The 25,524-nt window shown below is 34.6% G+C and carries 22 protein-coding genes; 5 read left to right on the top strand and 17 right to left on the bottom strand.

Annotated elements, in window-relative coordinates:
- Positions 1 to 240: 240 nt before the first annotated feature.
- The gene (locus MNO09_RS02530; RefSeq protein WP_078183541.1) at positions 241 to 1,539 is read left to right on the top strand and encodes an MFS transporter; all 1,299 of its coding nucleotides are present in this window, start codon (positions 241 to 243) and stop codon (positions 1,537 to 1,539) included.
- A 108-nt stretch (positions 1,540 to 1,647) separates the two neighbouring features.
- Here the strand turns inward: MNO09_RS02530 and MNO09_RS02525 are convergent, their stop codons facing one another.
- Both MNO09_RS02525 and MNO09_RS02520 read right to left on the bottom strand, forming a co-directional pair.
- Positions 1,648 to 3,216, bottom strand: coding sequence for a BCCT family transporter (locus tag MNO09_RS02525; RefSeq protein ID WP_001242479.1), 1,569 nt, complete (start codon positions 3,214 to 3,216; stop codon positions 1,648 to 1,650).
- Between the two features lie 361 nt (positions 3,217 to 3,577).
- The gene (locus MNO09_RS02520; protein WP_000047642.1) at positions 3,578 to 4,648 is read right to left on the bottom strand and encodes a nitric oxide synthase oxygenase; all 1,071 of its coding nucleotides are present in this window, start codon (positions 4,646 to 4,648) and stop codon (positions 3,578 to 3,580) included.
- 216 nt (positions 4,649 to 4,864) lie between these two features.
- On the opposite strand from MNO09_RS02520, the gene sodA reads away from it, so the two are divergent.
- Positions 4,865 to 5,491: a superoxide dismutase [Mn] gene (gene sodA, locus MNO09_RS02515; RefSeq protein WP_070169258.1), complete on the top strand. Its 627-nt coding sequence runs from the start codon at positions 4,865 to 4,867 to the stop codon at positions 5,489 to 5,491.
- 88 nt (positions 5,492 to 5,579) lie between these two features.
- Here the strand turns inward: sodA and MNO09_RS02510 are convergent, their stop codons facing one another.
- The 4 genes from MNO09_RS02510 to trhA all read right to left on the bottom strand — a co-directional run bounded on the left by MNO09_RS02510 (position 5,580) and on the right by trhA (position 9,449).
- A complete protein-coding gene (locus MNO09_RS02510; protein WP_050552136.1) occupies positions 5,580 to 6,467 on the bottom strand; it encodes an NAD-dependent epimerase/dehydratase family protein in 888 nt (295 codons plus the stop codon).
- Positions 6,468 to 6,566: 99 nt separating this feature from the next.
- A complete protein-coding gene (locus MNO09_RS02505) occupies positions 6,567 to 7,100 on the bottom strand; it encodes an AmiS/UreI family transporter (RefSeq protein WP_241950206.1) in 534 nt (177 codons plus the stop codon).
- 461 nt (positions 7,101 to 7,561) lie between these two features.
- Entirely contained in the window at positions 7,562 to 8,578 is a 1,017-nt protein-coding gene (galE, locus tag MNO09_RS02500) for a UDP-glucose 4-epimerase GalE (RefSeq protein ID WP_000996152.1), read from the bottom strand.
- A 223-nt stretch (positions 8,579 to 8,801) separates the two neighbouring features.
- Positions 8,802 to 9,449, bottom strand: coding sequence for a PAQR family membrane homeostasis protein TrhA (gene trhA / locus MNO09_RS02495; protein ID WP_001099732.1), 648 nt, complete (start codon positions 9,447 to 9,449; stop codon positions 8,802 to 8,804).
- A gap of 164 nt (positions 9,450 to 9,613) precedes the next feature.
- Between trhA and MNO09_RS02490 the strand changes: the two genes are divergently transcribed.
- Positions 9,614 to 10,174 (top strand): DUF1836 domain-containing protein, encoded by a 561-nt coding sequence (locus MNO09_RS02490; protein ID WP_000427911.1) that lies wholly within the window; start codon positions 9,614 to 9,616, stop codon positions 10,172 to 10,174.
- Between the two features lie 164 nt (positions 10,175 to 10,338).
- On the opposite strand, the gene MNO09_RS02485 is transcribed toward MNO09_RS02490, so the two are convergent.
- From MNO09_RS02485 to MNO09_RS02475, 3 genes are all read right to left on the bottom strand, one after another.
- Positions 10,339 to 11,577 carry a putative hexosyltransferase gene (locus MNO09_RS02485; RefSeq protein WP_001011936.1) on the bottom strand — a complete coding sequence of 413 codons (1,239 nt, stop codon included), beginning with the start codon at positions 11,575 to 11,577 and terminating at the stop codon, positions 10,339 to 10,341.
- A 242-nt stretch (positions 11,578 to 11,819) separates the two neighbouring features.
- On the bottom strand, positions 11,820 to 13,265 hold the full coding sequence (gene dbpA / locus MNO09_RS02480) for an ATP-dependent RNA helicase DbpA (protein ID WP_070169259.1): 1,446 nt from the start codon (positions 13,263 to 13,265) through the stop codon (positions 11,820 to 11,822).
- 188 nt (positions 13,266 to 13,453) lie between these two features.
- Positions 13,454 to 14,485: an acyltransferase gene (locus MNO09_RS02475; RefSeq protein ID WP_070169260.1), complete on the bottom strand. Its 1,032-nt coding sequence runs from the start codon at positions 14,483 to 14,485 to the stop codon at positions 13,454 to 13,456.
- A gap of 240 nt (positions 14,486 to 14,725) precedes the next feature.
- Here MNO09_RS02475 and guaC point away from each other — a divergent pair, with 240 nt between their 5' ends.
- Together guaC and pepF are read left to right on the top strand one after the other, a co-directional pair.
- Positions 14,726 to 15,709 (top strand): GMP reductase, encoded by a 984-nt coding sequence (gene guaC, locus MNO09_RS02470; RefSeq protein ID WP_000432444.1) that lies wholly within the window; start codon positions 14,726 to 14,728, stop codon positions 15,707 to 15,709.
- 137 nt (positions 15,710 to 15,846) lie between these two features.
- Positions 15,847 to 17,664, top strand: coding sequence for an oligoendopeptidase F (gene pepF, locus MNO09_RS02465; RefSeq protein WP_241950081.1), 1,818 nt, complete (start codon positions 15,847 to 15,849; stop codon positions 17,662 to 17,664).
- 37 nt (positions 17,665 to 17,701) lie between these two features.
- On the opposite strand, the gene MNO09_RS02460 is transcribed toward pepF, so the two are convergent.
- From MNO09_RS02460 to walK, 8 genes are all read right to left on the bottom strand, one after another.
- Positions 17,702 to 18,580: a radical SAM/SPASM domain-containing protein gene (locus MNO09_RS02460; protein WP_000713629.1), complete on the bottom strand. Its 879-nt coding sequence runs from the start codon at positions 18,578 to 18,580 to the stop codon at positions 17,702 to 17,704.
- Between the two features lie 171 nt (positions 18,581 to 18,751).
- A complete protein-coding gene (gene rlmH / locus MNO09_RS02455) occupies positions 18,752 to 19,231 on the bottom strand; it encodes a 23S rRNA (pseudouridine(1915)-N(3))-methyltransferase RlmH (RefSeq protein WP_001027003.1) in 480 nt (159 codons plus the stop codon).
- 59 nt (positions 19,232 to 19,290) lie between these two features.
- On the bottom strand, positions 19,291 to 19,476 hold the full coding sequence (locus tag MNO09_RS02450) for a CxxH/CxxC protein (RefSeq protein ID WP_001052827.1): 186 nt from the start codon (positions 19,474 to 19,476) through the stop codon (positions 19,291 to 19,293).
- Between the two features lie 53 nt (positions 19,477 to 19,529).
- Entirely contained in the window at positions 19,530 to 20,705 is a 1,176-nt protein-coding gene (locus MNO09_RS02445; RefSeq protein WP_000008035.1) for a S1C family serine protease, read from the bottom strand.
- Between the two features lie 63 nt (positions 20,706 to 20,768).
- A complete protein-coding gene (gene yycJ / locus MNO09_RS02440) occupies positions 20,769 to 21,563 on the bottom strand; it encodes an exodeoxyribonuclease YycJ (protein WP_000522836.1) in 795 nt (264 codons plus the stop codon).
- Entirely contained in the window at positions 21,547 to 22,389 is an 843-nt protein-coding gene (locus MNO09_RS02435; RefSeq protein ID WP_000383734.1) for a two-component system regulatory protein YycI, read from the bottom strand. The genes yycJ and MNO09_RS02435 overlap by 17 nt, the downstream gene beginning before the upstream one ends.
- Entirely contained in the window at positions 22,370 to 23,686 is a 1,317-nt protein-coding gene (locus MNO09_RS02430) for a YycH family regulatory protein (RefSeq protein WP_000061589.1), read from the bottom strand. Before MNO09_RS02430 ends, MNO09_RS02435 begins: the two co-directional genes overlap by 20 nt.
- Positions 23,683 to 25,524 (bottom strand): cell wall metabolism sensor histidine kinase WalK, encoded by a 1,842-nt coding sequence (gene walK / locus MNO09_RS02425; protein ID WP_000755363.1) that lies wholly within the window; start codon positions 25,522 to 25,524, stop codon positions 23,683 to 23,685. The genes MNO09_RS02430 and walK overlap by 4 nt, the downstream gene beginning before the upstream one ends.

Raw genomic sequence — 25,524 nt, 5'->3', positions numbered from 1 at the left:
ATTTTACACATAACTATCCCCTCTTTATTTGACAATCTAATAGAAGAGTGCTAAAAATAAAGTAATATAATACAGTCCTTTAACCCAACCCCGTGAGGTTGAGAAGGAAGTCGGAATATACTATACGTATGGTCTTTTTTAGGGATACGTATGCTTTTTTGGCCTTCTCATCATATCAGGTGAGAAGGCCTTTTGTTATTCTTCCATAGCGACTGTAGAAAAAAATAAGGAGGAGTAATGATGAACGTCACTACTGATGTACAATCAACAACAGAGGAAACGAAGGAGAAAAGATATAAAACATTGTTTGGTTCTGCGCTAGGATATGCAGCAGAAGGTTTAGATATGTTGCTCTTATCTTTCGTACTCGTCTACATTTTAAAAGAATTTCATTTAAGCCCTGTTGAAGGTGGAAACTTAACATTAGCTACCACAATAGGAATGCTAATTGGGTCTTATTTATTTGGATTTATTGCTGATTTATTTGGGCGTATCCGTACGATGGCCTTCACAATCTTACTATTCTCACTAGCAACAGCACTTATTTATTTCGCAACAGATTATTGGCAATTATTAATTCTTCGCTTTTTAGTTGGAATGGGAGTTGGTGGTGAATTCGGGATTGGGATGGCCATCGTAACTGAAACATGGTCTAAAGAAATGCGCGCTAAGGCGACATCCGTTGTTGCACTGGGATGGCAATTTGGCGTACTAGTCGCTTCACTCCTTCCAGCATTTATCGTCCCGCATTTCGGATGGAGAGCTGTTTTCTTATTTGGGCTCATTCCCGCTCTACTAGCTGTCTATGTGCGCAAAAGTTTAAGTGAACCGAAAATATGGGAACAAAAACAACGATACAAAAAAGAGTTGTTACAAAAAGAAACTGAAGGTAATTTAACAACTACTGAGGCAGAACAACTAAAGCAAATGAAAAAGTTCCCACTTCGAAGGTTATTTGCCAATAAAAAAGTAACGATAACAACCATTGGTCTTATTATTATGTCATTTATCCAGAACTTCGGATATTATGGAATTTTCACATGGATGCCAACTATTTTAGCAAATAAATATAACTACACATTAGCAAAAGCGAGCGGTTGGATGTTCATCTCTACGATCGGCATGCTAATTGGAATTGCAACGTTTGGTATTCTAGCCGATAAAATTGGCCGCCGTAAAACTTTTACAATCTATTATGTCGGTGGTACTATATACTGTCTCATTTACTTCTTCTTATTCACAGACTCAACATTATTGTTATGGGGAAGTGCATTGCTGGGATTCTTTGCAAATGGCATGATGGGAGGATTCGGAGCAGTTTTAGCTGAAAACTATCCTGCTGAAGCTCGATCGACAGCAGAGAACTTTATTTTCGGTACAGGACGTGGGTTAGCTGGATTTGGACCTGTTATTATCGGATTACTTGCTACAGGTGGTAACTTAATGGGAGCACTATCTCTCATCTTCATTATCTATCCAATCGGTTTAGCTACAATGCTATTATGTGTCCCAGAGACGAAAGATAAAGTATTAGAATAGATTGAAACTGCACAGAGTACTATCCCCTTCGAGAAAAGTAGTTAAATAAATAGTAAAGAGGAAGCATCTCAAATGAAATGCTTCCTCTTTTTATATAAATACAATTCTTTATTTTGATTTACTAGCTTTTTGGAACAAGAAGGAAGTTTTCTCTTCTTCTTTTACAATACCTTGTTTTAACGCTAATTCCCCTGCAACTTTAGGCGCTAGCCATAGCATTGGGAATAACAGAATAGATACTGGGACAGCAGTTACTACGATGAATGATTGTAAGGCGTTAATACTTCCCTCACCCATGTATAAAAGAATCGCTGCAACTGCGCCCATAATAAGCGACCAAAACACTCGCAAACTAATTCTAGGATCTCCATCTCCAGTCACTGCCATTGAAATCGAATACGCCATAGAATCTCCTGTTGTCACTACAAATAAAATTGTTAATAAAAGAAATGCAGGTCCAATAATATTAGATAGTGGCAGTTGCTCTGTAATTGCAATCATAGCCGCCGGCATACCAGATTCACTTAATGCGGTCGAGATAGAACCAGGATTCATTAACTCATAAAACACACCTGATCCCCCTAGTATAGTAAACCAAAACGTTGTAATAATAGGTGCAATAATTCCAATTGCAACGATGATTTCTCGGATTGTTCTTCCTCTTGAAATACGGCTCACTAAAATTGCCATCATCGGTCCGTATCCAATAAACCATCCCCAGAAAAAGATTGTCCATGATCCTAACCAACCTGTATCCCCACGATATGTGCTCATTGGAATAAATTCATTTATATAAAATCCAAACGAAGAAACAAATGAATCGATAATAAATCCACCTGGTCCAAACAGTAATACGAATACCATTAATAAAACTGCTAACCTAACATTTAAATCACTTATAATTTGAATCCCTTTATCAATTCCTGTTACCGCAGATATAGTAGAAACAGCTACTACACAAACAATAATGGCTAATTGAGTAGTAAACACATCAGGAATGTCAAACAATGCTTGTAATCCATAACTTGCTTGTAGTCCTAAAAATCCAATTGGACCAATTGTCCCTGCTGCTACCGCAATAATTGCAAACACATCGATCGTTGTTCCAAGCCAACTCTTTCGCAATTTCTCTCCAAAAATAGGATATAAAAGCGTTCGAGGTTTTAACGGCATACCTTTATGATAATGTCCGTACATCATAACTACCGCACTAATTGTTCCTAAAATCGTCCAAGCGAGGAAACCCCAATGCATATAACTTTGTGCTAAAGCAGGCATTACTGCTTCTTTCGTTCCAGCAGTTATACCCTCATGTATTGGTGGCACCGTCATCAAATGGTACATTGGCTCTGCAGCTGCCCAAAAAACGCCACCTCCGGCAAGTAATGTAGACATAATAATAGCGAGCCATTTTGTCGTACTAATCTCAGGTTTTTCTAGCCCCCCAAGTTTAACTCTCCCATATTTTGAAAACGCCATACACATTGCCACAATAAATGTACCAATTAATAAAACCTGCCAAAAGGCACCAAAATATTTAATCGAAGCTGCAAAACTTCTATTAATGACTCCCTCTACGTAACTCTTATTTAAAATAACTGCAATTACAAATAATAAAAGTGAGCCACCACTAATAAGAAATACAGGCCAATCTGTTTTTCGACTCTTCATTCTCATTTACACTTCCTCCTTCCTCAGCAATCTAAAAAAACAACTTTATTATGTTTTATTTTTTACACCCAAAACATAATGATTATATAAGCATAATAATTCATCGATTTTCTACACACTTATGTTGTCCCTAAAAATATGCTAAATCCCTTATTTAAAAGAAAATTCCTATTCCTATTACATAAAAAAGCAAAACAAAAGACCTTATATTTCTATAAGGTCTTCGAAACAGAAATTTGATTATAACATAAGGAACTCCTTGGTTCAAAAAAACCCTTCCAAAAATAACCGAGAGTAAAGGCTTCCATTTGCTACGTAACAGTAATTAAAAAAAATTATAATTTGCATAAAAAAACTATACTAAATATTATTTATGAAAGAAATTCGGCTTCAAAATTTCATTCGGATACGGTTTATGATAAATATGAGTGGTAGCTGGCGACAGTGGTGGAATGAGCCACACCCAATTGCCTGTTACAACCCGTCCACATGATGCTTCTTGCTTCTCAAATTGTTGAAATTGTTGTGCAGCTGTATGGTGATCCACAATACTAACTCCTTGTTTTTTGAAGGAATGTAATACAGCAATATTCAACTCAATTAGTGCCTTGTCTTTCCATAACGTACTGTTTCTCGATGTATCTAACTCCATCATCTCCGCAACAGCCGGCAGTAAATTATAACGATCATGATCCGCTAAGTTACGAGCCCCAATCTCCGTCCCCATATACCATCCATTGAACGGAGCGGCTGTATAGGAAATACCGCCAATTTCTAAGCGCATATCTGAAATCATTGGAACCCCATACCATTTTGCTCCTAAAGATGAGATTGGGTACTCTGGATGTTCAATCGGTACCTCTTTCACTTCTTTTTTAGGAATTTCTTTATATACAGGTTCTTTTCCATCGACAGAAAAAACAAGTGGCAATACATCGAAATTCATACCTTCTCCTTGCCAGCCAAGTTCCTGGCAAAAATCCGTAAACGCAGTGGAATGAGAGTCACCAATCACTCCCATTTCTGTTTTATATCCTGCATATCGAATCAATTGGTGATTATAAATTCGTATATTATTTTCCTCACCTTGATGTTGCTTAAAAATTGTAATTGTCGGTTTCACTTTTCCATCGTTCGTTGCATATTTAATATGATGAATTAATGCATTATATACACCTTCTTCATCATTTACTTCACGTGCATCTAATATGTGCATCTTACTCCAAAATAGTCTTCCGATACATCGATTACTATTTCGCCATGCCATTCGCGATCCATGAACAAGTTCTTCAAATGTATGCTCATACGTCCCCGTCTTCTCTATCTCAACTTGAATTTCTTTCACACGCTCTTCTATGAATTGCTCTTTATTAAGCTCTTTATAGCAAATCATAATAAACTGACTCGCTTCCTCTATTAATTGTTTCGTTTTACTCATAAACGATCTCCTTCTATTTCAACAAAACGTTCTACTTTACAGTATAAGCAAAAAGAATAAGAGTCACAAATGAAAGTCGAAGTGTTACTTTTATTGTAATATTTTTCAGAAAATTAAAGGGATTACTATTGACTTGTCTAAAAAATAGGTGTATTTTTGACTTAGGTAAATTCTTTTTACCTAGACCAACTTTTTAATAAGAAAGGAGGGAATGTTATGTCTTCATTTCAATTGCCAAAGCTTTCATATGACTATGATGAACTAGAGCCATATATCGACAGCAACACGCTTTCTATTCATCATGGAAAGCACCATGCGACATACGTAAATAACTTGAATGCCGCTTTAGAAAACTATACGGAATTACATAATAAATCTTTAGAAGAGTTACTATGTAATTTAGAAACTTTACCAAAGGAAATTGTTACAGCTGTCAGAAATAACGGTGGTGGACATTATTGTCATAGTCTTTTTTGGGAAGTAATGAGCCCAAGAGGTGGCGGCGAGCCTAATGGAGACGTTGCAAAAGTAATTGATTATTATTTCAATACCTTTGACAACTTAAAAGATCAACTTTCCAAAGCAGCTATTAGTCGTTTTGGAAGTGGCTATGGGTGGCTTGTCCTTGATGGTAAAGAACTTTCCGTTATGAGTACACCCAATCAAGATACACCTTTGCAAGAAGGTAAAATTCCATTACTCGTCATCGATGTATGGGAACACGCCTATTATTTAATGTATCAAAATCGGCGTCCAGAATTTGTTACCAATTGGTGGCATACGGTGAACTGGGACCAAGTAAATGAAAAGTATTTACAAGCAATTCAATCACAAAAACATTAGTCGTGCGTATAAGGTAAGTTTGGTAATGTAAAATTAGTATTGTCGAAATCCTCCAGAATCCCCCGGATTGCCACCGGGGGATTTATGATTATTCCATTGCATGTATGTAATAACGTAATACTTGCTCTATGTCTATTTTCACCTCTCGGAACGGGAATCCTAATTCACTAGCTTTTCCATTATGTAATGTGCAATTAATCACTTCATTATAAGGCGCTACATTATCTCCTACTTCTTGAACGAGTGCTTTTATTCCCGTACTTTCTTCTATGAAATGAATAACTTCGCTAGTAGAAACTACCCCGTTGCTACAAGCATTAATTGGCCCTTTTATGTCCTTCATTCCGCACCAAGCTAAAAATTCTCCTGCTTCTTTCTCATGTATAAATGACAACTCTCCATCTAAATGCTTCACCGCGACAGGCTCTTGCTTCACAATATGTTCAACGTAAAATTGTAACCTTTTCGTATAATCGTTTTCTCCAATAACAACTGGAAAACGTACTGCAACAACTGGAAATGTTGCGTGTTGAAATACAGCAGCTTCAGCTAATCGCTTGCCTTCACCATAATTAAAATCCTTCCTATCCCCATACGTAATAGCATACTCATACGGATTAAAGTTCTCTTCTAACAATCCTATTGCTGGCTCGTAAACAGCCATTGAAGATGTCATAACGTATTTCTTCGTTTTTCCTCGTAACACCACACATATTACCTTCGCTGCATTCGAGCTATAGCATAAATTATCGTATACGATATCATAACTTTTATCTTCTAGACGCTCTGCAAGTTGTTTTTCGTCTTCTCTATCGACAATCAGCCTTTTTACTGCACTTCCAAAAGGATCTTCTGTAATCCCTCTCGTCGCAATCGTTACATCGTGTCCATCTTGCAAAAGTGCTTCTACTAAATGTTTACCAAAAAATCTTGTTCCCCCTAGCACCAATACTTTTTTCAATTTCATCATCCCCATTTTGATAAAATGTAAAATAATACCTCTCTATTATAACTGCTCATATATAAAAAGCATGGAATTCGTTTAACGATTCCATGCTTTTCTGCAGAAAATATATTAACGTACTCGATATTTATAAATACAATAACAGAAGTATAAAATAGAAATTACGGATACATAAACCCATAGTTCATATACGAATCCCTCTCCCCATACTCCCATAAAATAAAAGAGTGAAGGCAACGTCAATGTTACCCATGATTGTACGAAGGCAATTCTTCCAAGATATTGATTGATATTCTTCTTTTGTGTATTTAATACAAAGAATAAATACCAAAGTAATGCCCACATAAACCACGTTAATGCATTAACAACATCGTGAAATTGAACAAATGAAACAACCATATAGAATAAAGCAATAATTGCTACCCACATACAAAACCAACCTAAACCGCTACTATCCATTCCTTTTATAAAGGTAACACCTACATATAAATAGGTTAATCCAAATAAGAAAGTAGCTGCATATGAATACACTGTCCAATTGCTTTGGTCAGAAATCATGATCAAATAGAACGGAATAATAATTTGTAGTGCACCTACAAATAAATTAAAAACACCCGCACTTTTCATCTCTGCTTTCCCTAATATAACAAGACTATTTACATTTTCACACTGTACCCTCCCCGTCTTGTAAAAATTATATTATTCCTTATTCTCCTTCTTACTTACAACTACATACAAAGTTTTTTCGAAAATAAGTCAGACTTCCTACCTTAAAAAACAATAGAAAAACCCTTTTTATACATGTCATACAGTAATGATTTCAATCAAAATATATCACGCAATAAAAACGCTTTCAATAATACGTAATTCAAGCAAAAAGCTAATAAGATTATTTGATTATAAACGCACTTTAACAAGGATACAAGTATTGGAATACTTTTCAATAGAACCGGTTGCTATTCAAATGCTATGGTCAGTAATATTTTATTACATTCTCTTTCCTAAATTAAACATATTACTGACCCAAAGCAACATAATAAAGAATACAATTTATTATATACATAACATATCCTACAAAATAATAAGAGAATGCTTTACTAACTACATTAAATCATTTGATAGCCATTTTTATTATTTACCTGCCATCTCCAAGAATCTACACACATCTCTTCTAACCCATATTCTGCTTCCCATCCTAATTCTCGTTTCGCTTTAGATACATCAGCAAAACATACTGCCACATCACCAGGACGACGCCCTATCACTTTATAAGGTATTTTTCTACCTGAAACCTCCTCAAAAGCCTTTATCATCTCCAACACACTATACCCTTTACCTGTGCCAAGATTATATGCCTCTATTCCTTTCATCTCAAGTACTTTCTCAAGTGCCTTTACATGTCCTTTTGCAAGGTCAACAACGTGAATATAATCACGGACACCTGTCCCATCTTTCGTTGGATAATCGTTTCCGAATATATTTAGCTCCTTTAACTTACCTACCGCCACCTGCGTTACATATGGCATTAAATTATTCGGAATCCCATTTGGATCTTCTCCAATACGGCCACTTTTATGTGCTCCAAATGGATTGAAATAACGAAGTAACGCAATACTCCATTCATCATCAGCTTTTGCCACATCACGCATAATTTGCTCAATCATTAATTTTGTTTGCCCATATGGATTTGTCACACTTAGTGGAAATTCTTCTGTAATTGGTGACGTTTTTGGAATTCCATATACAGTTGCAGATGAACTAAAAATAAATTTTTTAACATTATGTTTCTGCATCACATCACATAGTATGATCGTGCTTATTATATTATTATAATAATATGTAAGAGGAATTGTAGTTGATTCCCCCACCGCTTTAAACCCAGCAAAATGTATAACCGCTTCAATGTTATTTCTCAAAAAAATCTCATTCATTTTTTCACGATTTAAAACACTTTCTTTATAAAATTCGAATTGTTTTCCTGTTATCTCTTTTACTCGGTTTAAAGACTCGATTGAACTATTTGAAAGATTATCTACGACTATAATTTTATAATTATTATTTAATAATTCTATACACGTATGACTACCAATATATCCTGCTCCACCCGTTATAAGTATCGCCATATATATAGTCCCCCACTAATTATTAATTATAAAATTTTATAACCTCAATACATATCTATCCTACCATAAAAAGACTGATAATTCCAAAAATTTATTTTTAATTATTATTCATAAAAAAGAGCCGCATAACCTTTACGTTATGCAACTCTTTAACATACATATGTGTCTATATCTTTATTTATTAATCAAGAAAAAATAAAAATCACTCGGAAATTTCATCTTGTTAAATTACGTAGCAATATACACTTAAAAAGTGGGCAAGGCTTCCCAATAACACGAACACGTGAAAAATTTCATGATGCCCCATATGTTTAAACTCTAACCATTTTGGCTTTGTTCCATAAATAAATCCACCAATCGTATAAAGAATGCCTCCAAGCACTAGCAGCACGATACCTCCTGCACTTAAGTTAGCAGCTAACGGTGCAAAGAACAAAACAATTAACCAGCCCATTGTAATATAAATTGCTGTTGATAACCATCTCGGGCAACTAAACCAAAACATTTTAAAAACAATACCACAAATGGCAGTTGCATAAACTAAACAAAATAATAATAAACCGTTTGCGGAATGTAATGTAATTAAACAAAATGGTGCATATGTACCTGCAATCAATATAAAAATCATAGAGTGATCAAGCTTCCGAAAGAAATAAATAACACGTTCACTGGCTACAACACTATGATATACAGCTGATGCTGTATACAGAACCATCATTCCGATGCCAAACAAAATAACAGCTGTAATTGCCGCAAAAGATGGCATCTTAATAGAAACTTTTACAAGCATAGCTAATAATGCAATAAATGATAATACAGCTCCTCCCAAATGGGTAAAAGCATTAACTGGTTCTCTTACATAGGTATTCATATATACACCCCTCATATAATTACATGTAGTTTTAATAACTACATGTAATTATATACGCATTATTATTAGAGGTCAACATTTACAATTCATTTGTTTCGTAATACCATATTTAGAGATAAACTAAACATTATGCTCCACTAAGTTATAAAAGTGAGGGGTTCTACGTGGAAAATATAAATAAACTGCTTGAAACATTACATTTAGAAAAAAATATTACGCTTGAGGATATTCCAAATGTCGACTTGTATGTAGACCAGGTTGTCCAATTATTTGAAAATACTTATGCGGATACAACAAGAACCGATGATGAAAAAGTATTAACAAAAACAATGATTAACAATTACGCAAAAGGGAAACTGTTTATTCCAATCAAAAATAAAAAATACTCAAAAGAGCATATGATTTTAATCAGCTTAATTTATCAATTAAAAGGAGCCCTTTCCATTAATGACATAAAAAGCTCCTTAGAAAATATAAATGAATCCTTATTAAGTGATGATTCATTCGAATTAAATACACTATATAAAGATTATCTTTCTCTTACCGAAAACAACGTCGAAAGCTTTACACAAGACGTAAATAACCGTGTTTCAGAAGTAAGTGAAATTTCTTCCTTAGAAGATCCGAATCTAGAGAAATTTTTATTACTAACATCATTTGTGTCGATGAGTAATATGTATAGGCGCTTAGCTGAGAAGTTGATCGATGATTTAGAAGGAGCCTAATAACTATAAAACGCTACCTGCTTTTAGGTAGCGTTTTATAGTTATTAGAATGAACTTCAAGTATCCTCTCATGTTTATTTTTTCTATTGAGATTTTACTATTTCAATAGAAAAAAGCACATTCTGCATATTAGCAAAATGTACCTCCCCTTAAAATTATAATTTTTATTGTTTCTTTATTAGCAATCCAAAGCGATCACAATACTCTTTTACTAATAATTTACACATAGCATAGAAAATGAAAACATTAATAATAACAATAAACATTCCCATATTCGTATTAGAGCCCGCATACAGAACCATTACTATATTTAAAAAGATTGTTAACGTTAATCCTAATGCTATTCCTGTCCACTTCATTTCATATAGCAGTAAAAAGATGACAAATACTAATGCTGGGAAAGCATATCTCTCATGCATTTGCGTAGGTAACATAAAGAACGCAAAGCTTATAAAAGTCGCTGCTTTTAATAGAACTGCCGTATTCATATGACGATGGAAAAAGACATATAAACAAGTTAATGCCGCTGCAATAGATAAGAGTATTAATCCAACTGTTTTCAATGTAATATGTGGTAAAATTTGAATAGTATCCACTGTATTAGGATCCGTACCAATCGCGTAATACCAAATGTTCATAGCAAATACAGTTACCGTTGGGAACGTACCTACCGCATTTAAATATGCTTGTTTTAACATCGTGATAAATGTTCCATGCGCTGCGAAATACAAACCGAATATTAATAAAGGAATACAGAACCCTATTATAAATTTGGTTAATTGCTTGCCCTCTTTTTTTTCCCAAATGATTTTTAAGAAATACATAGCAAATACAGGCGCAATTACGATCGATTGAAATTTAGCCAGTAACGCTATAGCGTAAATAGCACCAGACCAAGTTGGCTTAGACATTAGTAATAAAATAGAACTAACCATCAATATACTATGTAGCATATCTACTTGACCCCAAATAGTTCCATCCACTATAACGGCTGGACTAAATGCAAAAAATGTTACTAATGCTGCTCTCACAATCGAATTGTTTATCCTTTTAGAAACTATAGCAAAGATAATTATAGCTACTACTTCAAATACAATGGATGGGACTCGAATTAAAACACCTGCAGCTTCCACATATGTATTAAAAAATGACAATATGCCTCCATAAATACCTAAAAGAGCTAAGAAAAATGGCGGATAGTTTACTAAATCTCCATGTGCATACACATCACCTAGTCCATATTTACCTACTGTATTCATCCAATCCACAAAAAATAGTTGATCTCGTTCATATCCTTCTAAATGAAATGCTAAATATAAACGTAATAACAGAGATGCAACAACTACTACAATCAAATAAAAATGAAGCCATTTTAAACTCCACCTATCTTGAGTAAAATTCATTTAATAAACACCGTCCTTACTTTTTATAGCTTACAACAATTAAATTGAAATTGATTTACTTATATAAAAATATACTCCTCAATGAATTAACAATTTCTCCATTCAATGGTAAAAAAATTAAATAAATATACTAACATACAAAAAAACAATCGTCAATCACGTATTAGTTAAAGTCCATTCAAATTGTCTGCTCTATAAGTAATCCCCAAAAAAATATCCACCTTTAAAGTGGATATTTTCATTTATTTAATTGCCTCATGAACTTTTAATTGTTTACCTTTTATCGTTGTATTTCTCATAACCTTTAAAACAAGTGGTCCTTTTCCATTTAATATTTCAACATACGAAACATTATCTTGTATTGTAATAATACCTATATCATCAGCAGAAACACCTTGAATTTTAGCAATTGTACCAACGAAATCTACTGCCCTAATTTTCTTTTTCTTTCCGCCATTAAAGTACAATTTCATAATTCCTTTGTTTAGGTCTGCACTTTTATCTTTCTTTATAATTGGTTTAGCATATATCTTTTCTTCAAATATTGCTTTCCCTTTCATAACTTCTTCTTTTGAAGGTGCCAGTTCCTTTGGAATTTCAAATCCGATATATTCCTCAATCTCTTCTAAAAATCTATTTTCATAAGGCGTTATAAATGTAATAGCTTTTCCATTATTACCAGCTCGTCCCGTCCTTCCAGTACGGTGCACATAGCTTTCTTTTTCTAATGGAATATCGTAATTAATAACATGTGTAATATTATCAATATCAATTCCTCTCGCAGCTACATCAGTTGCTACTAAATAACGGAACTTTCCTTTTCTAAAATCATCCATAACTTCAAAACGATCTTCCTGTACCATACCACCGTGTATTTTGTCACAAGGATAATTAACTCGTTTTAGCTGTCTATATACATGGTCTACGTTTTCTTGTGTACGACAAAAAATAATGCAACTGTCGGGATTTTCAATCATAGTTACATCCTTAAGAAGTGAAAGCTTCTCTTCTTCCCTAACTTCAAAAAGGGTATGTTCAATTTTATCTGTTGTAATCCCAGCTGCTTTAATTTCAATATGAGTTGGTGCATTCATATATGTACGAGATAACTTTTCAACATCTTCCGGTAGGGTTGCTGAAAATAGCATTGTCATTCTTTTTGTAGGTAATTCATCAATAATTGCCTCTACTTGATCGATAAAGCCCATATTTAGCATTTCATCTGCTTCATCAATCACTAAATATTTCAATCGCTCTAAAGAAAGGGTCCCTTTTTCAATATGATCCAACACACGTCCTGGGGTCCCCACTACAATATGCGTCTTTTGCTTTAACTCTAATTTTTGACGTGCAAAAGGAGATTTACCATAAATTGCAGCAGCTTTAATTCTTTTGAATCGCCCTATATTCGTAATATCTTCTTTCACTTGAACAGCAAGTTCCCTCGTTGGTGTTAAAACTAATGCTTGTGGTTTATTCTCTTCCCACTCTACCATTTCACAAAGTGGTATACCGAACGAAGCCGTTTTCCCACTTCCCGTTTGCGACTTTACAACAAGATCCTTCTTTTGCAATGCAACTGGAATAACCTCTCCTTGCACTTCTGTCGGATGCTCATATCCTAAACCAGTAAGTGCTCGTCTTACTTCTTTACTTAATGCATAATTACTAAAGCTTTTTTTACTCATATATTAACCTCATTTAATTTTATATTTAACTTATTCTGTTCTTCATACCTCACTTTAGACTATAGTAAGATACTATATTAATCCACTGTTTTTAATTCGTTTAAACCTAAATTTATCTAAGTATAATTTTAAAATAGGAAAAGGCAGCCTTAATAATAAGTCTGCCCTATCTATACTGTATTCATTTTTTACGGAACTAATTTTTTCACAACTGGTATTCTTTGCAATACTAACGTAATTACCAGACTAAGAACAATTGTAATCGTTACATTAATAGGTATTGCCAATATTGCATGTACACGCTCATTTACCTTAGGGAAAACCATGTACAACAAGTTATTTAATAAGAAGAAGTGAAGAATATAGATTCCAAGACTTGCTTGATTTATAAAACGGAATAACAATGGTAATTCTCGTTCTGATTTTTGGAAAACATATTTGAAAAATACAAATAATCCAATCGCCATCAGTACAACGCCTGGCGCAAAATATCCGTACCAAAACTGCTCTAACTGTCCATTTGCTTTTACTGTATAGTAATATGTAATAAAGAATGTACTAATAAATCCTACAAGTCCTCCAATGTAAGAAATATTTCTCCACTTTTTCGTAATATCGTAATTGGATAAGTAATAACCAAGTAAGAAATACCCTACATAATTTGTAACGTAAAATAATTCAATATTAAAGTTGATAGGATAATAATATTTAACTAAATTGACTACAACAGACGCATATAGCCATAAAATTAAAAAGTATTCTATCTCTCTTTTTTTAGCGTTCTTCACAAAGATTTTCAGTAAAGGTGTAATTAAATATATACCTACAATCATGTATAAGAACCATAAATGTCCCCCAATTGTATCCGTTAAAAAGTGCTTTATCCCTTGCTTTAAAGATGCCGGGAAATATCCTGCATATGCTCCATATGCATAAAATATAGCACTCCAAGCTACAAAAGGTATAATTACTTTACTTGCACGCTTCTGTAAAAATTCCCCAACTGAAATATCTTTCGTTCCTTTTAACAATAAAGCTCCACTAATCATTACAAAAATCGGCACACTCGCACGTGAAATCGATTCAAATAGATTACCAGCCATCCAGCGTGATACATTATTTGCATCTAACATAGAAGCATAACCAGCAGAAACGTGAATTGTAACCACTGCGATTGTTGCTAATACACGCAACCAATCCATATATACTAAGCGCTTCATTAACAGCCCTCCTAAATTTACCTATTTAACTTTTCTTTTCCAAACATAATTTTACATCAAATAATGCTATGTTTAAACACATTTTAGTTATATGAACTTACAACATAGGCGGCTAAATTTTAATTTTAAAATATAAACATGAAAACCTTTGACTTATGAGTGAAAATAATGTAAATTATCCTTTGGACGAACATTTTTAAACAAACTGAATGAAATATTCGTATTTTAGGGGTGTAAATGATGGAAAACGTATTCGACTATGAAGATATTCAATTAATTCCTGCAAAATGTATTGTGAACAGCCGCTCTGAATGTGATACAACTGTCACTTTAGGTAAACATAAATTTAAATTACCTGTCGTACCTGCTAATATGCAAACGATTATTGATGAAAGAATCGCAACTTATTTAGCTGAAAATAATTACTTCTATATCATGCATCGTTTCCAGCCAGAGAAACGTATCTCATTTATTAGAGACATGCAATCACGTGGATTAATCGCTTCTATTAGCGTTGGTGTAAAAGAGGACGAGTATGAATTCGTACAACAATTAGCTGCTGAGCAACTTACACCTGAATACATCACGATTGATATCGCGCACGGACATTCTAATGCGGTAATCAACATGATTCAACATATTAAAAAGCATTTACCAGAAAGCTTCGTTATCGCTGGAAACGTCGGAACTCCAGAAGCGGTAAGAGAATTAGAAAACGCTGGTGCTGACGCAACAAAAGTTGGTATTGGACCTGGTAAAGTTTGTATTACTAAAATTAAAACAGGCTTTGGAACTGGCGGTTGGCAACTAGCTGCACTTCGCTGGTGTGCAAAAGCTGCAAGTAAGCCAATTATCGCTGACGGTGGTATTCGTACACACGGCGACGTAGCTAAATCTATTCGATTTGGGGCGACTATGGTTATGATCGGTTCTCTATTCGCTGGTCATGAAGAGTCTCCAGGGGAAACAATCGAAAAAGACGGCAAACTTTATAAAGAGTATTTCGGTTCAGCTTCTGAATTCCAAAAAGGCGAGAAGAAAAACGTTGAAGGTAAGAAAATGTTCGTTGAGCATAAAGGTTCTTTAGAAGACACTTTAATCGAAATGGAACAAGATCTTCAATCTTCTATCTCTTACGCTGGTGGAACAAAATTAGACTCAATTCGTACTGTAGATTATGTAGTCGTGAAAAACTCTATTTTCAACGGTGATAAAGTATATTAATTTTTAAATTTAACTCGAAGGACAAGCAGTTTTATGCTTGTCCTTCTTTTTCATATATAGAAATGTTAAATGTTTTCATTTTACTGAATTTTCTAGTATCATGTTTTTAGATACTTATAATAAGGGGGATATAACAAATGAAAAATATAATTGAGAAACGCCATATTCGCGCAGAAGTCCCTACTAAACTAACATGGGACCTCTCTGATTTATATGAATCTGATAAAGAGTGGGAAACTGCATTACGTGTATTAACAGACGATTTAAAAAAACTTGATGCGTTTAAAGGAAAATTACATACTAGTCCCACTACCTTATTGCATTGCCTACTTTTAGAAGAAGAGCTTTTAATGAAGTTAACAAAACTATACTCCTATGCAAATTTAAAAGAATCAACTGATCGTACAAATCCAGTTATTCAAGCGAACTCTTCCAAAATTGCTGCTTTATGGACGAAAGTACATACTGCATTATCCTTTATCCATAATGAAATCCTCTCATTCGACGAAGGAACAATTGAAAAATATTTAGCTGAAGAAACAAAACTCGAACCTTTCCGTAAATCATTACTAGACATACTAAAAAAAAGGCCGCACACGCTCTCTCCTGAAACAGAAGAAGCTCTTGCTGCACTTGGCGAAGTACATAGTTCTCCATACAAAATTTACGGTATGACTAAATTAGCCGATATGGATTTTACCTCCATACAAGATGAACAAGGAAACGAACTCCCTGTATCATTTGCATTATTTGAAAGTAAATATGAGTTTTCTCCAAGCGTAGACATACGTAGAAAAGCATACTCTTCATTTGTTTCCACGTTGAAACGATATAAAAATACAGTGGCAACAACATATGCGACTGAGGTAAAAAAACAAGTGACACTTTCTCGCTTACGCAAATTTGAATCTGTTACTCATATGCTTCTAGAACCTCAAAAAGTTCCACTTGAAATGTATAACAGTCAACTTGATATTATTTATAAAGAATTAGCGCCTCATATGCGCCGTTTTGCAGATTTAAAAAAGAAAGTATTAGGACTCGATCAAATGCTGTTCTGCGACTTACATGCACCTTTAGATCCCGAATTTAATCCAACCATCACATACAAGGAGGCTGGTAAATTAATTCAAGATTCTTTAAAGGTATTAGGCGATGAATATAGTTCCATTATCGAAAAAGGATTTAAAGAGAGATGGGTCGATCTTGCAGATAATGTAGGGAAATCAACAGGGGCATTTTGTTCAAGTCCATATGGTTCTCATCCATACATTTTAATTACATGGCAAAATACGATGCGTGGATGCTTCACATTAGCCCATGAATTTGGGCATGCTGGTCATTTTTATTTAGCAAATAAAAACCAGCGTATTATGAATGTACGTCCATCTATGTACTTTGTCGAAGCACCATCTACGATGAACGAATTACTATTAGCCCAGCATTTATTAGCGACGACTGACGATAAGAGAATGCGTAGATGGGTGATTCTGCAACTACTCGGCACATATTATCATAACTTTGTTACTCACTTACTTGAGGGGGAATATCAAAGAAGAGTATATACCCTAGCAGAAGAAGGAGAAGCACTTACAGCTACAACTTTAACTGAAATAAAAACAAATGTCCTTTCGACATTCTGGGGAAATTCTGTAGAAATTGACGAGGATGCTGGCTTAACTTGGATGCGTCAACCTCATTACTATATGGGCTTATATTCTTACACCTATTCCGCAGGCCTCACCGCATCTACTGCGGTAGCTCAAATGATTAAAGAGGAAAGGCAACCTGCCGTTGATCGCTGGTTAGATGTACTTCGCGCTGGTGGTACGATGAAACCACTTGAATTAATGAAACATGCTGGAGTAGATATGTCAAAACCAGATGCAATCCGTAAAGCTGTTTCTTACGTCGGTTCCTTAATTGATGAATTAGAACGCTCTTATCAAGAATAAAAAATAAGCCCTCGCTTTATGAGGGCTTGCTTCATATTTATTTTCCAAATCTTTTACGGTATCCACATTTTCTGCATAGCTCTTCGACTGCAACTCTTTTCGAAAATCCATCGACAATGTTTGTTGCTCTTTCACCTTCTATGATGTTAGAAAATGAGTCATTATTAATATTCCCAAGGTTAATAATCCCCTCACCATCTAAACAACAAGGAATAACCGTTCCGTTCGCTAAAATACCAGCTTGATTTCGAAGACCATGACAGAATCCTTTTCCATCATCCTCTTCTTCATGTAATGCTGGCCACTGGAATTCATAGTCTTGATTAATGAAGACACGTTCCGCAATTTTTATACCTTTTCCTGGTGTAAGCTTCTCTTCGATTTGATAAGATAGACCAAACTCATTTTCAATGATGGATAATAAATCTCTATTTTTCTGGATTTCAGCATTTGTTTTATTATCCTGAGTTAAATTCCATAACCGTAGTGAAACAATTAAATCCGATTGACTTGTCGCCTCTCTAATGAAGGAAAGTATACTCCTTACATAACCTTCTTTATCTTGCGAACCTGGATGCCCATCAAAACTGTGCAGTGAAAAATTCATTTGTCTTAAAGCAGGCTTATTTAACAGTCTATGCCTTCTTTTATTAATTAACGTTCCGTTCGTTGTAATATTAACTTTAAACCCTTTTTCATGGCTTAAATCTAACAGTTGATCTATTTTCGGATGGAGCAATGGCTCACCCTTCACGTGCAAATAAATGTAGTCTGTGTGAGGTTTAATTTGGTCTAATCTTTTAGCAAAATCCTCCACAGAAATGAATTGCTTCTGCCTTTCCGTCGGCGGACAAAAGCTGCACGCAAGATTACATACACTCGTAATCTCCAAGTAAAACTTTTTAAACTTCTTCACCTTTAATTCCTCACTTCTATGACTACTTATACTTTTTCCTCTTCATATTACAACACACTTTTTTATAAATAGAAACATACTTATTTTAGAAAACCTTCGTACTACCTATTAATGTTTAAAAGACCATCGGTGGTTTTTTTCCAATGGTCTTTTTATATACAAAAAGTAAATTTATTTATGATACGGTTCCCCACGATTAATCCGAAATGCCCTATACACTTGCTCAAGCAATACTAATCGCATTAATTGGTGTGGTAATGTCATCTTTGAAAAAGAAAGAGATTCATTTGAACGCTTCATTACTTCTGAACTTAGTCCAAGTGATCCACCAATTACAAATGCAACTTTACTCTTTCCATATGTAGCAAGACGATCTAAGCTTACTGCAAATTCTTCTGATGATTTTTGCTTTCCTTCTATCGCTAACGCAATGACATGCGTATCGTCAGAAATTTTATCCAGTATACGTATACCTTCTTTTTCTTTTACAATTAACATTTCTGCTTCACTTAAATTTTCTGGCGCCTTTTCATCTGGCAATTCAATTACTTCTACTTTTGCGTATGCAGATAATCGTTTTAAGTATTCTGCTATACCTTGTTTTAAATATTTTTCTTTTAATTTCCCAATTGAAATAATCGAGATATTCACACTCATTCCCCACCTTACAAACATGTTATCCACATAACTTATCCACATATCCACAATTGTTACCCACATATTGTGTGAGAATCTGTGTTCGATACAACATATGTCGCCTCGTTTTGACAAAATTCACATGTTTTTTTCTCTTTTTCCGAGTTATCCACATTGTTAATAACTGGCGCAACTTCACACTCATCCACAATAATATCTAAAGCTAATTCAACATGTTCTAAACAACAAGGTAAATTCATATTCTTCACCTCACTTTTCTACAATAGAAAACAGGAGGTAGGCCCTCCTGTTTTTAATACTTTTGAATGCCTAGTTTAACCGTTGTTGTTGCTCGTTTTGTACCACGATAAAACGTAAGAGTCATTTTATCATTAATTTTTTTATCATATAAGGCCGTACGGAATCCGATAATATCGCGAACCGGTTTTCCATCTACTGCTACAATCACATCGTGTTCTCGTAAACCAGCATCTACACCTGGCGAAGGACTTTTCACATCTAAAATGCAAACTCCCTCTGTTACATTGCCTGGTAAATGCAATGTTTTTGACCAATGGTAATTTGGAATCTCATTTAACGATCTAAGTTCAATTCCAACATACGGTCTCCTTACTTTTCCATACTTCTCTAATTCATTCATAATTGGAACAGCTCTAGTAACTGGAATAGCTAGTCCAATTCCCTCTACTTCTTTTGCTGCAATTTTCATTGAGTTAATGCCAATTAATTGACCTGCCGCGTTTACAAGTGCACCACCACTATTACCTGGATTAATTGCTGCGTCTGTTTGCAATACTTCTACTTGCCAATCATAATGTCCATCTTGATCTAAATCCACAGGGACAATACGTTCATTAGCCGAAATAATGCCTTGTGTGACAGTTCCAGAAAATTGCAGCCCGAGTGGGTTTCCAATCGCAATGACCGGTTCCCCTCTACGAACAGTATTAGAATCGCCAATTTCAATTATTTTTTTTACATGCTTTGCATCTATTTCTAGTACAGCTAAATCTGTGACTACATCAGTTCCTAATACTTTTCCCGGAATCTTCTTACCATCACTTAAACTTACTTCAATACGATTTGCTCCAGCAACAACATGATTATTCGTTACAATATAAGCTTGACCATCTGTCTTTTTATAAATTACACCCGATCCTGTACCAGCTTCTGAATCTGCCTCTGAAAAATTATCTCTTTGAATATTAATAACGCCAACAACAGCTTCAGACGCACGATCAACAGCATCAACAAAGCTAATCTGTTTAATTCCTTGAGCTTCAGCCATATTACTTCCGCTTGCTTCAGCTTGCGGAAGCGCCCCCGCATCATTCGCAAATAAAGGAGCTCCAAATGCAAATAACGAAGCTCCTACAATCGTTCCTGCTATACTAGAAATAACAATACCTTTATGCTTCTTTTTTCTTGCACGTTTCATACGATAATTCTCTTCATCAATAAAGGACATATTTGTTCACCCATCTTCCTGAAAACAACTATATTCACCTTTATTGTTTACTAAAATGAAGAATTATACGTATTGAATTTTTGTAGGCATTTTCGGATCTGTATCGTGAATTTCGAAGGCTTCTCCCACTCCAAATCCTTTTTCCTCTAATACTTGTGATACTGACATACGTGCTAGTTCTTTCATGTTATTATCTAAACTTAAATGGGCTAAATAAATATGTTTTGTCTCATCTGTAATTACATCCGCCATCGCTAATGCAGCGTCCTCATTACAAACGTGACCCACATCACTTAAAATACGTCGCTTAATACTCCATGGATAACGTCCCATACGAAGCATTTCCACGTCATGATTACTTTCAAACACGAAAGCATTAGCACCCTTAATAACACCTTTCATACGATCACTCACGTATCCCGTATCTGTAATAAGGGCTAACTTTCTATTATTGTTATGAAAAGCATAGAACATCGGCTCTGCCGCATCATGAGAAACCCCAAATGACTCGACCTCAATATCACCGAATGTTTTCACATCCCCAACTGAGAAAATAAACTTTTGCTCAGTTGGGATATTTCCTATTAAATGTTCCATTGCATTCCATGTTTTCTCATTTGCATAAACAGGTAAATCATATTTACGTGCCAATACACCTAACCCTTTAATATGGTCACTATGTTCATGTGTTACAAGAATACCTGATACATCATTTATATTTAGTTCTGCCTGTTTAAATAAAGCCTCTGTTGCTTTACCACTTAAACCTGCATCGACGAGCAATTTTTTTTCATCTGTTCCTACATATAGCATATTCCCTGTACTTCCACTTGCAAGTACGCTAAAATGCAACCCCATTCTTTCTCACTCCAGTATGTTCATCAACCACTTGATTTTCCCTTTCCCCTAATTCCATAACTTGTCCTTCAATTGCATTTACAAAGAAGTCCTGCTTCTGCTCCGTTTTTAAATTCCATGTTGGAGCGAGTACTTGGTTATTAGAAGTAGATGCGGTAAGGGTGGCATAACCAATTTGTGCTTCTTTTACATGTGTATTCCCATGAACTTTATTTTTTAAATACAGATTTTCTAAAGCTGTTTGAGCAGTAATAATTTCTTGCTGTTTCGTTTTTTCACTTTCGCCCATTTCTTTTAAATCAGTTAGCATCGTCTGCGTGTACGACACAAGTTCATTTTTTTCATTTAATTCCACAACAATCATTGCCTGATCGTTATAGAAAATAGGCTTATCTTTATATTTTTGGAAGAAGTAAATTTTAGAGTCTTTCATCGCCCCAAACTCATACTTTTGTCCATCCAATACATAGTTCTTCAAAAAATCACTATACTTATCTTTGGATAATGATTTTGTATTTAAAAAGGGCTCTTTTAGCTTACTTTCTATCTTGTACATATTTTGTATATGCGCCGTTTGACTCTTTAAGGACTGTACATCTTCTTCTTTAAATGCCTTGTTTTCCGCCCTAATAAATGACTCTTTTTTCGGTTCTTTAGGGAAATTACCCATAGTAATTTTGTTTGCTTTTAATTCTTGATCTATCTTTGTTTCTGCAATAAGCTCCAACTGATTACTATCTTGCTTTTGAATGAATTGAAAAATGAGAAAGAGGTCCAAAACAAAAAAGGTCACAATAAATATGGTTTTAATCCGATCCCAATCCATTTAGTCCTCCCTCACTCCACTCATATATTTTTTGTTTACCCGCTTCATCTTCAACAAACTTTACATACCAAATTGGCTGTAGTCGAGCTACTTGTCCATCTAGTGATAATTTGTATCCAATACCAATGTCTTTAATGAATCGTTTATCTACCGCGGCATTATTTTCTAAGGATGCTATTACAACGTGACCTGATGGAAGAGTAACCTTCTGTTCTATACCTTTCGTATTTAAAGACAACAACGGTCTTTCATATTCCATTACTTCTTCTGATCCCCATACTTGTCTCAATTCAGCTAATCCATCTGTATTGAATACGGAATATCCATCTTCATGTAAACGGAATACCGTCTGTCCTTTATTCATATAGTCCAAACGATATGAATCCAAACTCCCACTGTGACCATTTACAAAATCAAAGCTTTTTTGTAAAAGCATTAAATTATCTGTCGTTTTCTCACTTGAAACAGAAGAATTTTTATACTTTAGCATATGACGATCGTTTTCAATCTCCATGGACCTAATACCATCTGTAAATGTTTCTTTCGATTTCTCGGTAATAGGGCTTAAATAACGTGGGTCACTAAAAAGAGCATTCTTAAATGTGTCGACCGCTAAATTAGATGAAATATATGTTATATTACTTAATTCTGTCGTTCCATCTGGTAAAAATAGCTTTTTCATATCATTAATTTGATAGTCAAAATAAGGTTTTGCCGATACTATAAATTGATTTTGTGCATTTACAATATCTTTTAAATACAAACCACTTAATTTTGCTTCATATATTCTAGAGTTATCGCCATCAGAAACAAAATTAATTTTAATTTCTTGATCCCTACTTCTAGAAGGGTCAAGAATAATTCGATTAAAATGTTTAGGCTTATCTATACTTTTTTCTTTCATATTAAACATAGATTTAACTGCATCAAATGGGATGTTGGTAGGAAAAACAAGTTCCATTTTCCCTTCACCATGCACATAAGAAAGGAAATCAGCCTTAGCAATCGATATCTCTTTGAAATCATGTAATTCCCCTGCTTCCAAAGGTTTATAGATTGATTCTATATCGCCCTCTCTTTTGCTCCCGTAATGATTTTTATCTTTATGCACGATGATAGAAGTAGGACGGACAACATCAGCGATTTTAGTTTGAGTAGTTCCTTCATTCCCCTGCACAAATTTTGCGTTTTGCATAGACGTGGAATCTGGCACATACGTCCATAAGTTAAAAGTAAGAAATAGGCTAATTACAACTAAATTAATTAAAACTATCGTTTTAACATTTTCCATACTCATTCCCAATCGTCCTCTTCATCCGCTGCCATTGGCAATGTGAAATAAATAGTTGTCCCTTTTCCTTCCTCACTCTTCGCCCAAATCGAGCCACCATGCGCCTCAATCATTTCTTTCGCAATTGCTAATCCAAGTCCTGTACCACCCATTTGTCTTGAACGTGCTTTATCTACGCGATAAAAACGTTCAAAGATTTTATCGACGTTTTCTTTTGGAATACCCATTCCTTGGTCACTTACACTAATCTCTAATAATTCCCCCCGATCACGTAAGCGATATGTTACTGTTCCACCTTCTGGTGAATACTTTAATGCATTCGAAATAATGTTATACAAAACTTGCGTAATTTTATCCGTATCCATATCAATAAATCGGGATTTCTTAGAGAAAGATCGTTTGAAACTTACGTTTTGCTCTTTAGACATTTCAAAACGATCAATAATGTTATTAAAGAAGTCAGTAAAGTCGACCCATTCTTTCATTAAACGATGTTCTGTACTATCAAGTTTAGAAAGTTGCAATAACGCATTTACAAGTCTAATCATTCTTTCTGTTTCTTCTTGTGTAACTGTTAAAAATTGCGGTGCAATATTCGGATCTTGCCACGCGCCGTCCGTAAGTGCCTCTAAGTAACTACGCATCGTTGTTAATGGCGTTCTTAATTCATGGGAAACGTTTGCCACAAACTCGCGGCGTTCCCTTTCTATACGCTCCTGCTCAGTTACATCATATAATACGGCAATTAAACCATTTGCTTTCCCTGTCTCTTTTTGAATAACAGAGAAACTAGCACGTAAAATATATGGCTCATTTCTCGTACTAAAATCTAATAAAACGGAATCAGGCTCTTCGTATAAATGATCGAGCGTAAATTCTTCTTGTATCCCTAATACTTCTAAAACAGATTGATCGAGCGCCGTTTCACGCGAAACATTTAGCATCTTTTCCGCAGGATCATTCAATAAAATAATGTCTCCTTTTCGGTCAGTAGCAATTACTCCATCTGTCATATGTGATAAAACGGATGATAATTTACGTCTTTCACTTTCAGTTGAAGAACGAGCTTGTTGTAATTTTTTTGATAAATTATTGAAAGATAATGCTAATTGTCCAATTTCATCATGGCTATGCACTTTTACTTTTCTTGAATAGTTCCCTTTTGCCATTTCAATCGCTTGTCTTCGCATATCTGAGATTGGTCTCGTAATCGTTTGAGCTAACAAAATTCCCAGTACAGCTGTTACGAGTAATGCAATAACGGTTCCAGTCGCAAAAATTTGATTAATATCCTTCATCTGTTTATAAACATCTTCCATAGATGCAACAATGTAAATAACACCAAGTGCATCCTTGCCGTTATCATCTAGAATAGGAGTAAGCATAACTTGTACACGATGGCCTGTACGACCATCCTTCTCAATTTTCACTTCTGGCTTTTTTTGTACCAATACCCGCTGAACAGCTATATCAGTTGATGTTCTATTTACCTTGTTTTGCTTTGACTCATCTGAAATAGCGAGTAACTTTCTATGCGAATCAAATACACTTACCTCTTGGATATCTTTCTTTCGATCAGAGGCAAATTTTCGAATTGAAGTTTTAATCGTTTCATCTGTTGATTCTGTTTCTGCTTTTGTATAACTTTTTTTAAACTCTTGTTTCAAGTTATATGCTAATAAGTTCGTTTGCTGCGTTAAAGAATCTCTAAAGCCTTGTACAAGACTCTTTTCTAACTCTCTTACAAAATATACCCCAATCACTTGCATAGCTATTAATATTAATAGCATATATATGAGTACAAATTTTAAATGAATAGATTGAAAAAAACCAACTTTCTTCAT

The organism is Bacillus sp. N5-665 (assembly GCF_022637375.2).
Lineage (GTDB): Bacteria > Bacillota > Bacilli > Bacillales > Bacillaceae_G > Bacillus_A > Bacillus_A wiedmannii.
The sequence above is the reverse complement of the archived record's forward strand: the minus strand, read 5'-3'. Positions and strand labels throughout refer to the sequence as shown.

Coding starts and splice junctions, on each gene's coding strand:
- MNO09_RS02530 (WP_078183541.1), top strand. CDS start 241: ATGAACGTCACTACTGATGTACAATCAACAACAGAGGAAACGAAGGAG.
- MNO09_RS02525 (WP_001242479.1), bottom strand. CDS start 3,216: ATGAGAATGAAGAGTCGAAAAACAGATTGGCCTGTATTTCTTATTAGT.
- MNO09_RS02520 (WP_000047642.1), bottom strand. CDS start 4,648: ATGAGTAAAACGAAACAATTAATAGAGGAAGCGAGTCAGTTTATTATG.
- sodA (WP_070169258.1), top strand. CDS start 4,865: ATGTCTTCATTTCAATTGCCAAAGCTTTCATATGACTATGATGAACTA.
- MNO09_RS02510 (WP_050552136.1), bottom strand. CDS start 6,467: ATGGGGATGATGAAATTGAAAAAAGTATTGGTGCTAGGGGGAACAAGA.
- galE (WP_000996152.1), bottom strand. CDS start 8,578: ATGGCGATACTTATAACGGGTGGAGCAGGATATATTGGTAGTCATACG.
- trhA (WP_001099732.1), bottom strand. CDS start 9,449: ATGAATACCTATGTAAGAGAACCAGTTAATGCTTTTACCCATTTGGGA.
- MNO09_RS02485 (WP_001011936.1), bottom strand. CDS start 11,577: ATGAATTTTACTCAAGATAGGTGGAGTTTAAAATGGCTTCATTTTTAT.
- dbpA (WP_070169259.1), bottom strand. CDS start 13,265: ATGAGTAAAAAAAGCTTTAGTAATTATGCATTAAGTAAAGAAGTAAGA.
- MNO09_RS02475 (WP_070169260.1), bottom strand. CDS start 14,485: ATGAAGCGCTTAGTATATATGGATTGGTTGCGTGTATTAGCAACAATC.
- guaC (WP_000432444.1), top strand. CDS start 14,726: ATGGAAAACGTATTCGACTATGAAGATATTCAATTAATTCCTGCAAAA.
- pepF (WP_241950081.1), top strand. CDS start 15,847: ATGAAAAATATAATTGAGAAACGCCATATTCGCGCAGAAGTCCCTACT.
- MNO09_RS02450 (WP_001052827.1), bottom strand. CDS start 19,476: ATGAATTTACCTTGTTGTTTAGAACATGTTGAATTAGCTTTAGATATT.
- MNO09_RS02445 (WP_000008035.1), bottom strand. CDS start 20,705: ATGTCCTTTATTGATGAAGAGAATTATCGTATGAAACGTGCAAGAAAA.
- yycJ (WP_000522836.1), bottom strand. CDS start 21,563: ATGGGGTTGCATTTTAGCGTACTTGCAAGTGGAAGTACAGGGAATATG.
- MNO09_RS02435 (WP_000383734.1), bottom strand. CDS start 22,389: ATGGATTGGGATCGGATTAAAACCATATTTATTGTGACCTTTTTTGTT.
- MNO09_RS02430 (WP_000061589.1), bottom strand. CDS start 23,686: ATGAGTATGGAAAATGTTAAAACGATAGTTTTAATTAATTTAGTTGTA.
- walK (WP_000755363.1), bottom strand. CDS start 25,524: ATGAAGAAAGTTGGTTTTTTTCAATCTATTCATTTAAAATTTGTACTC.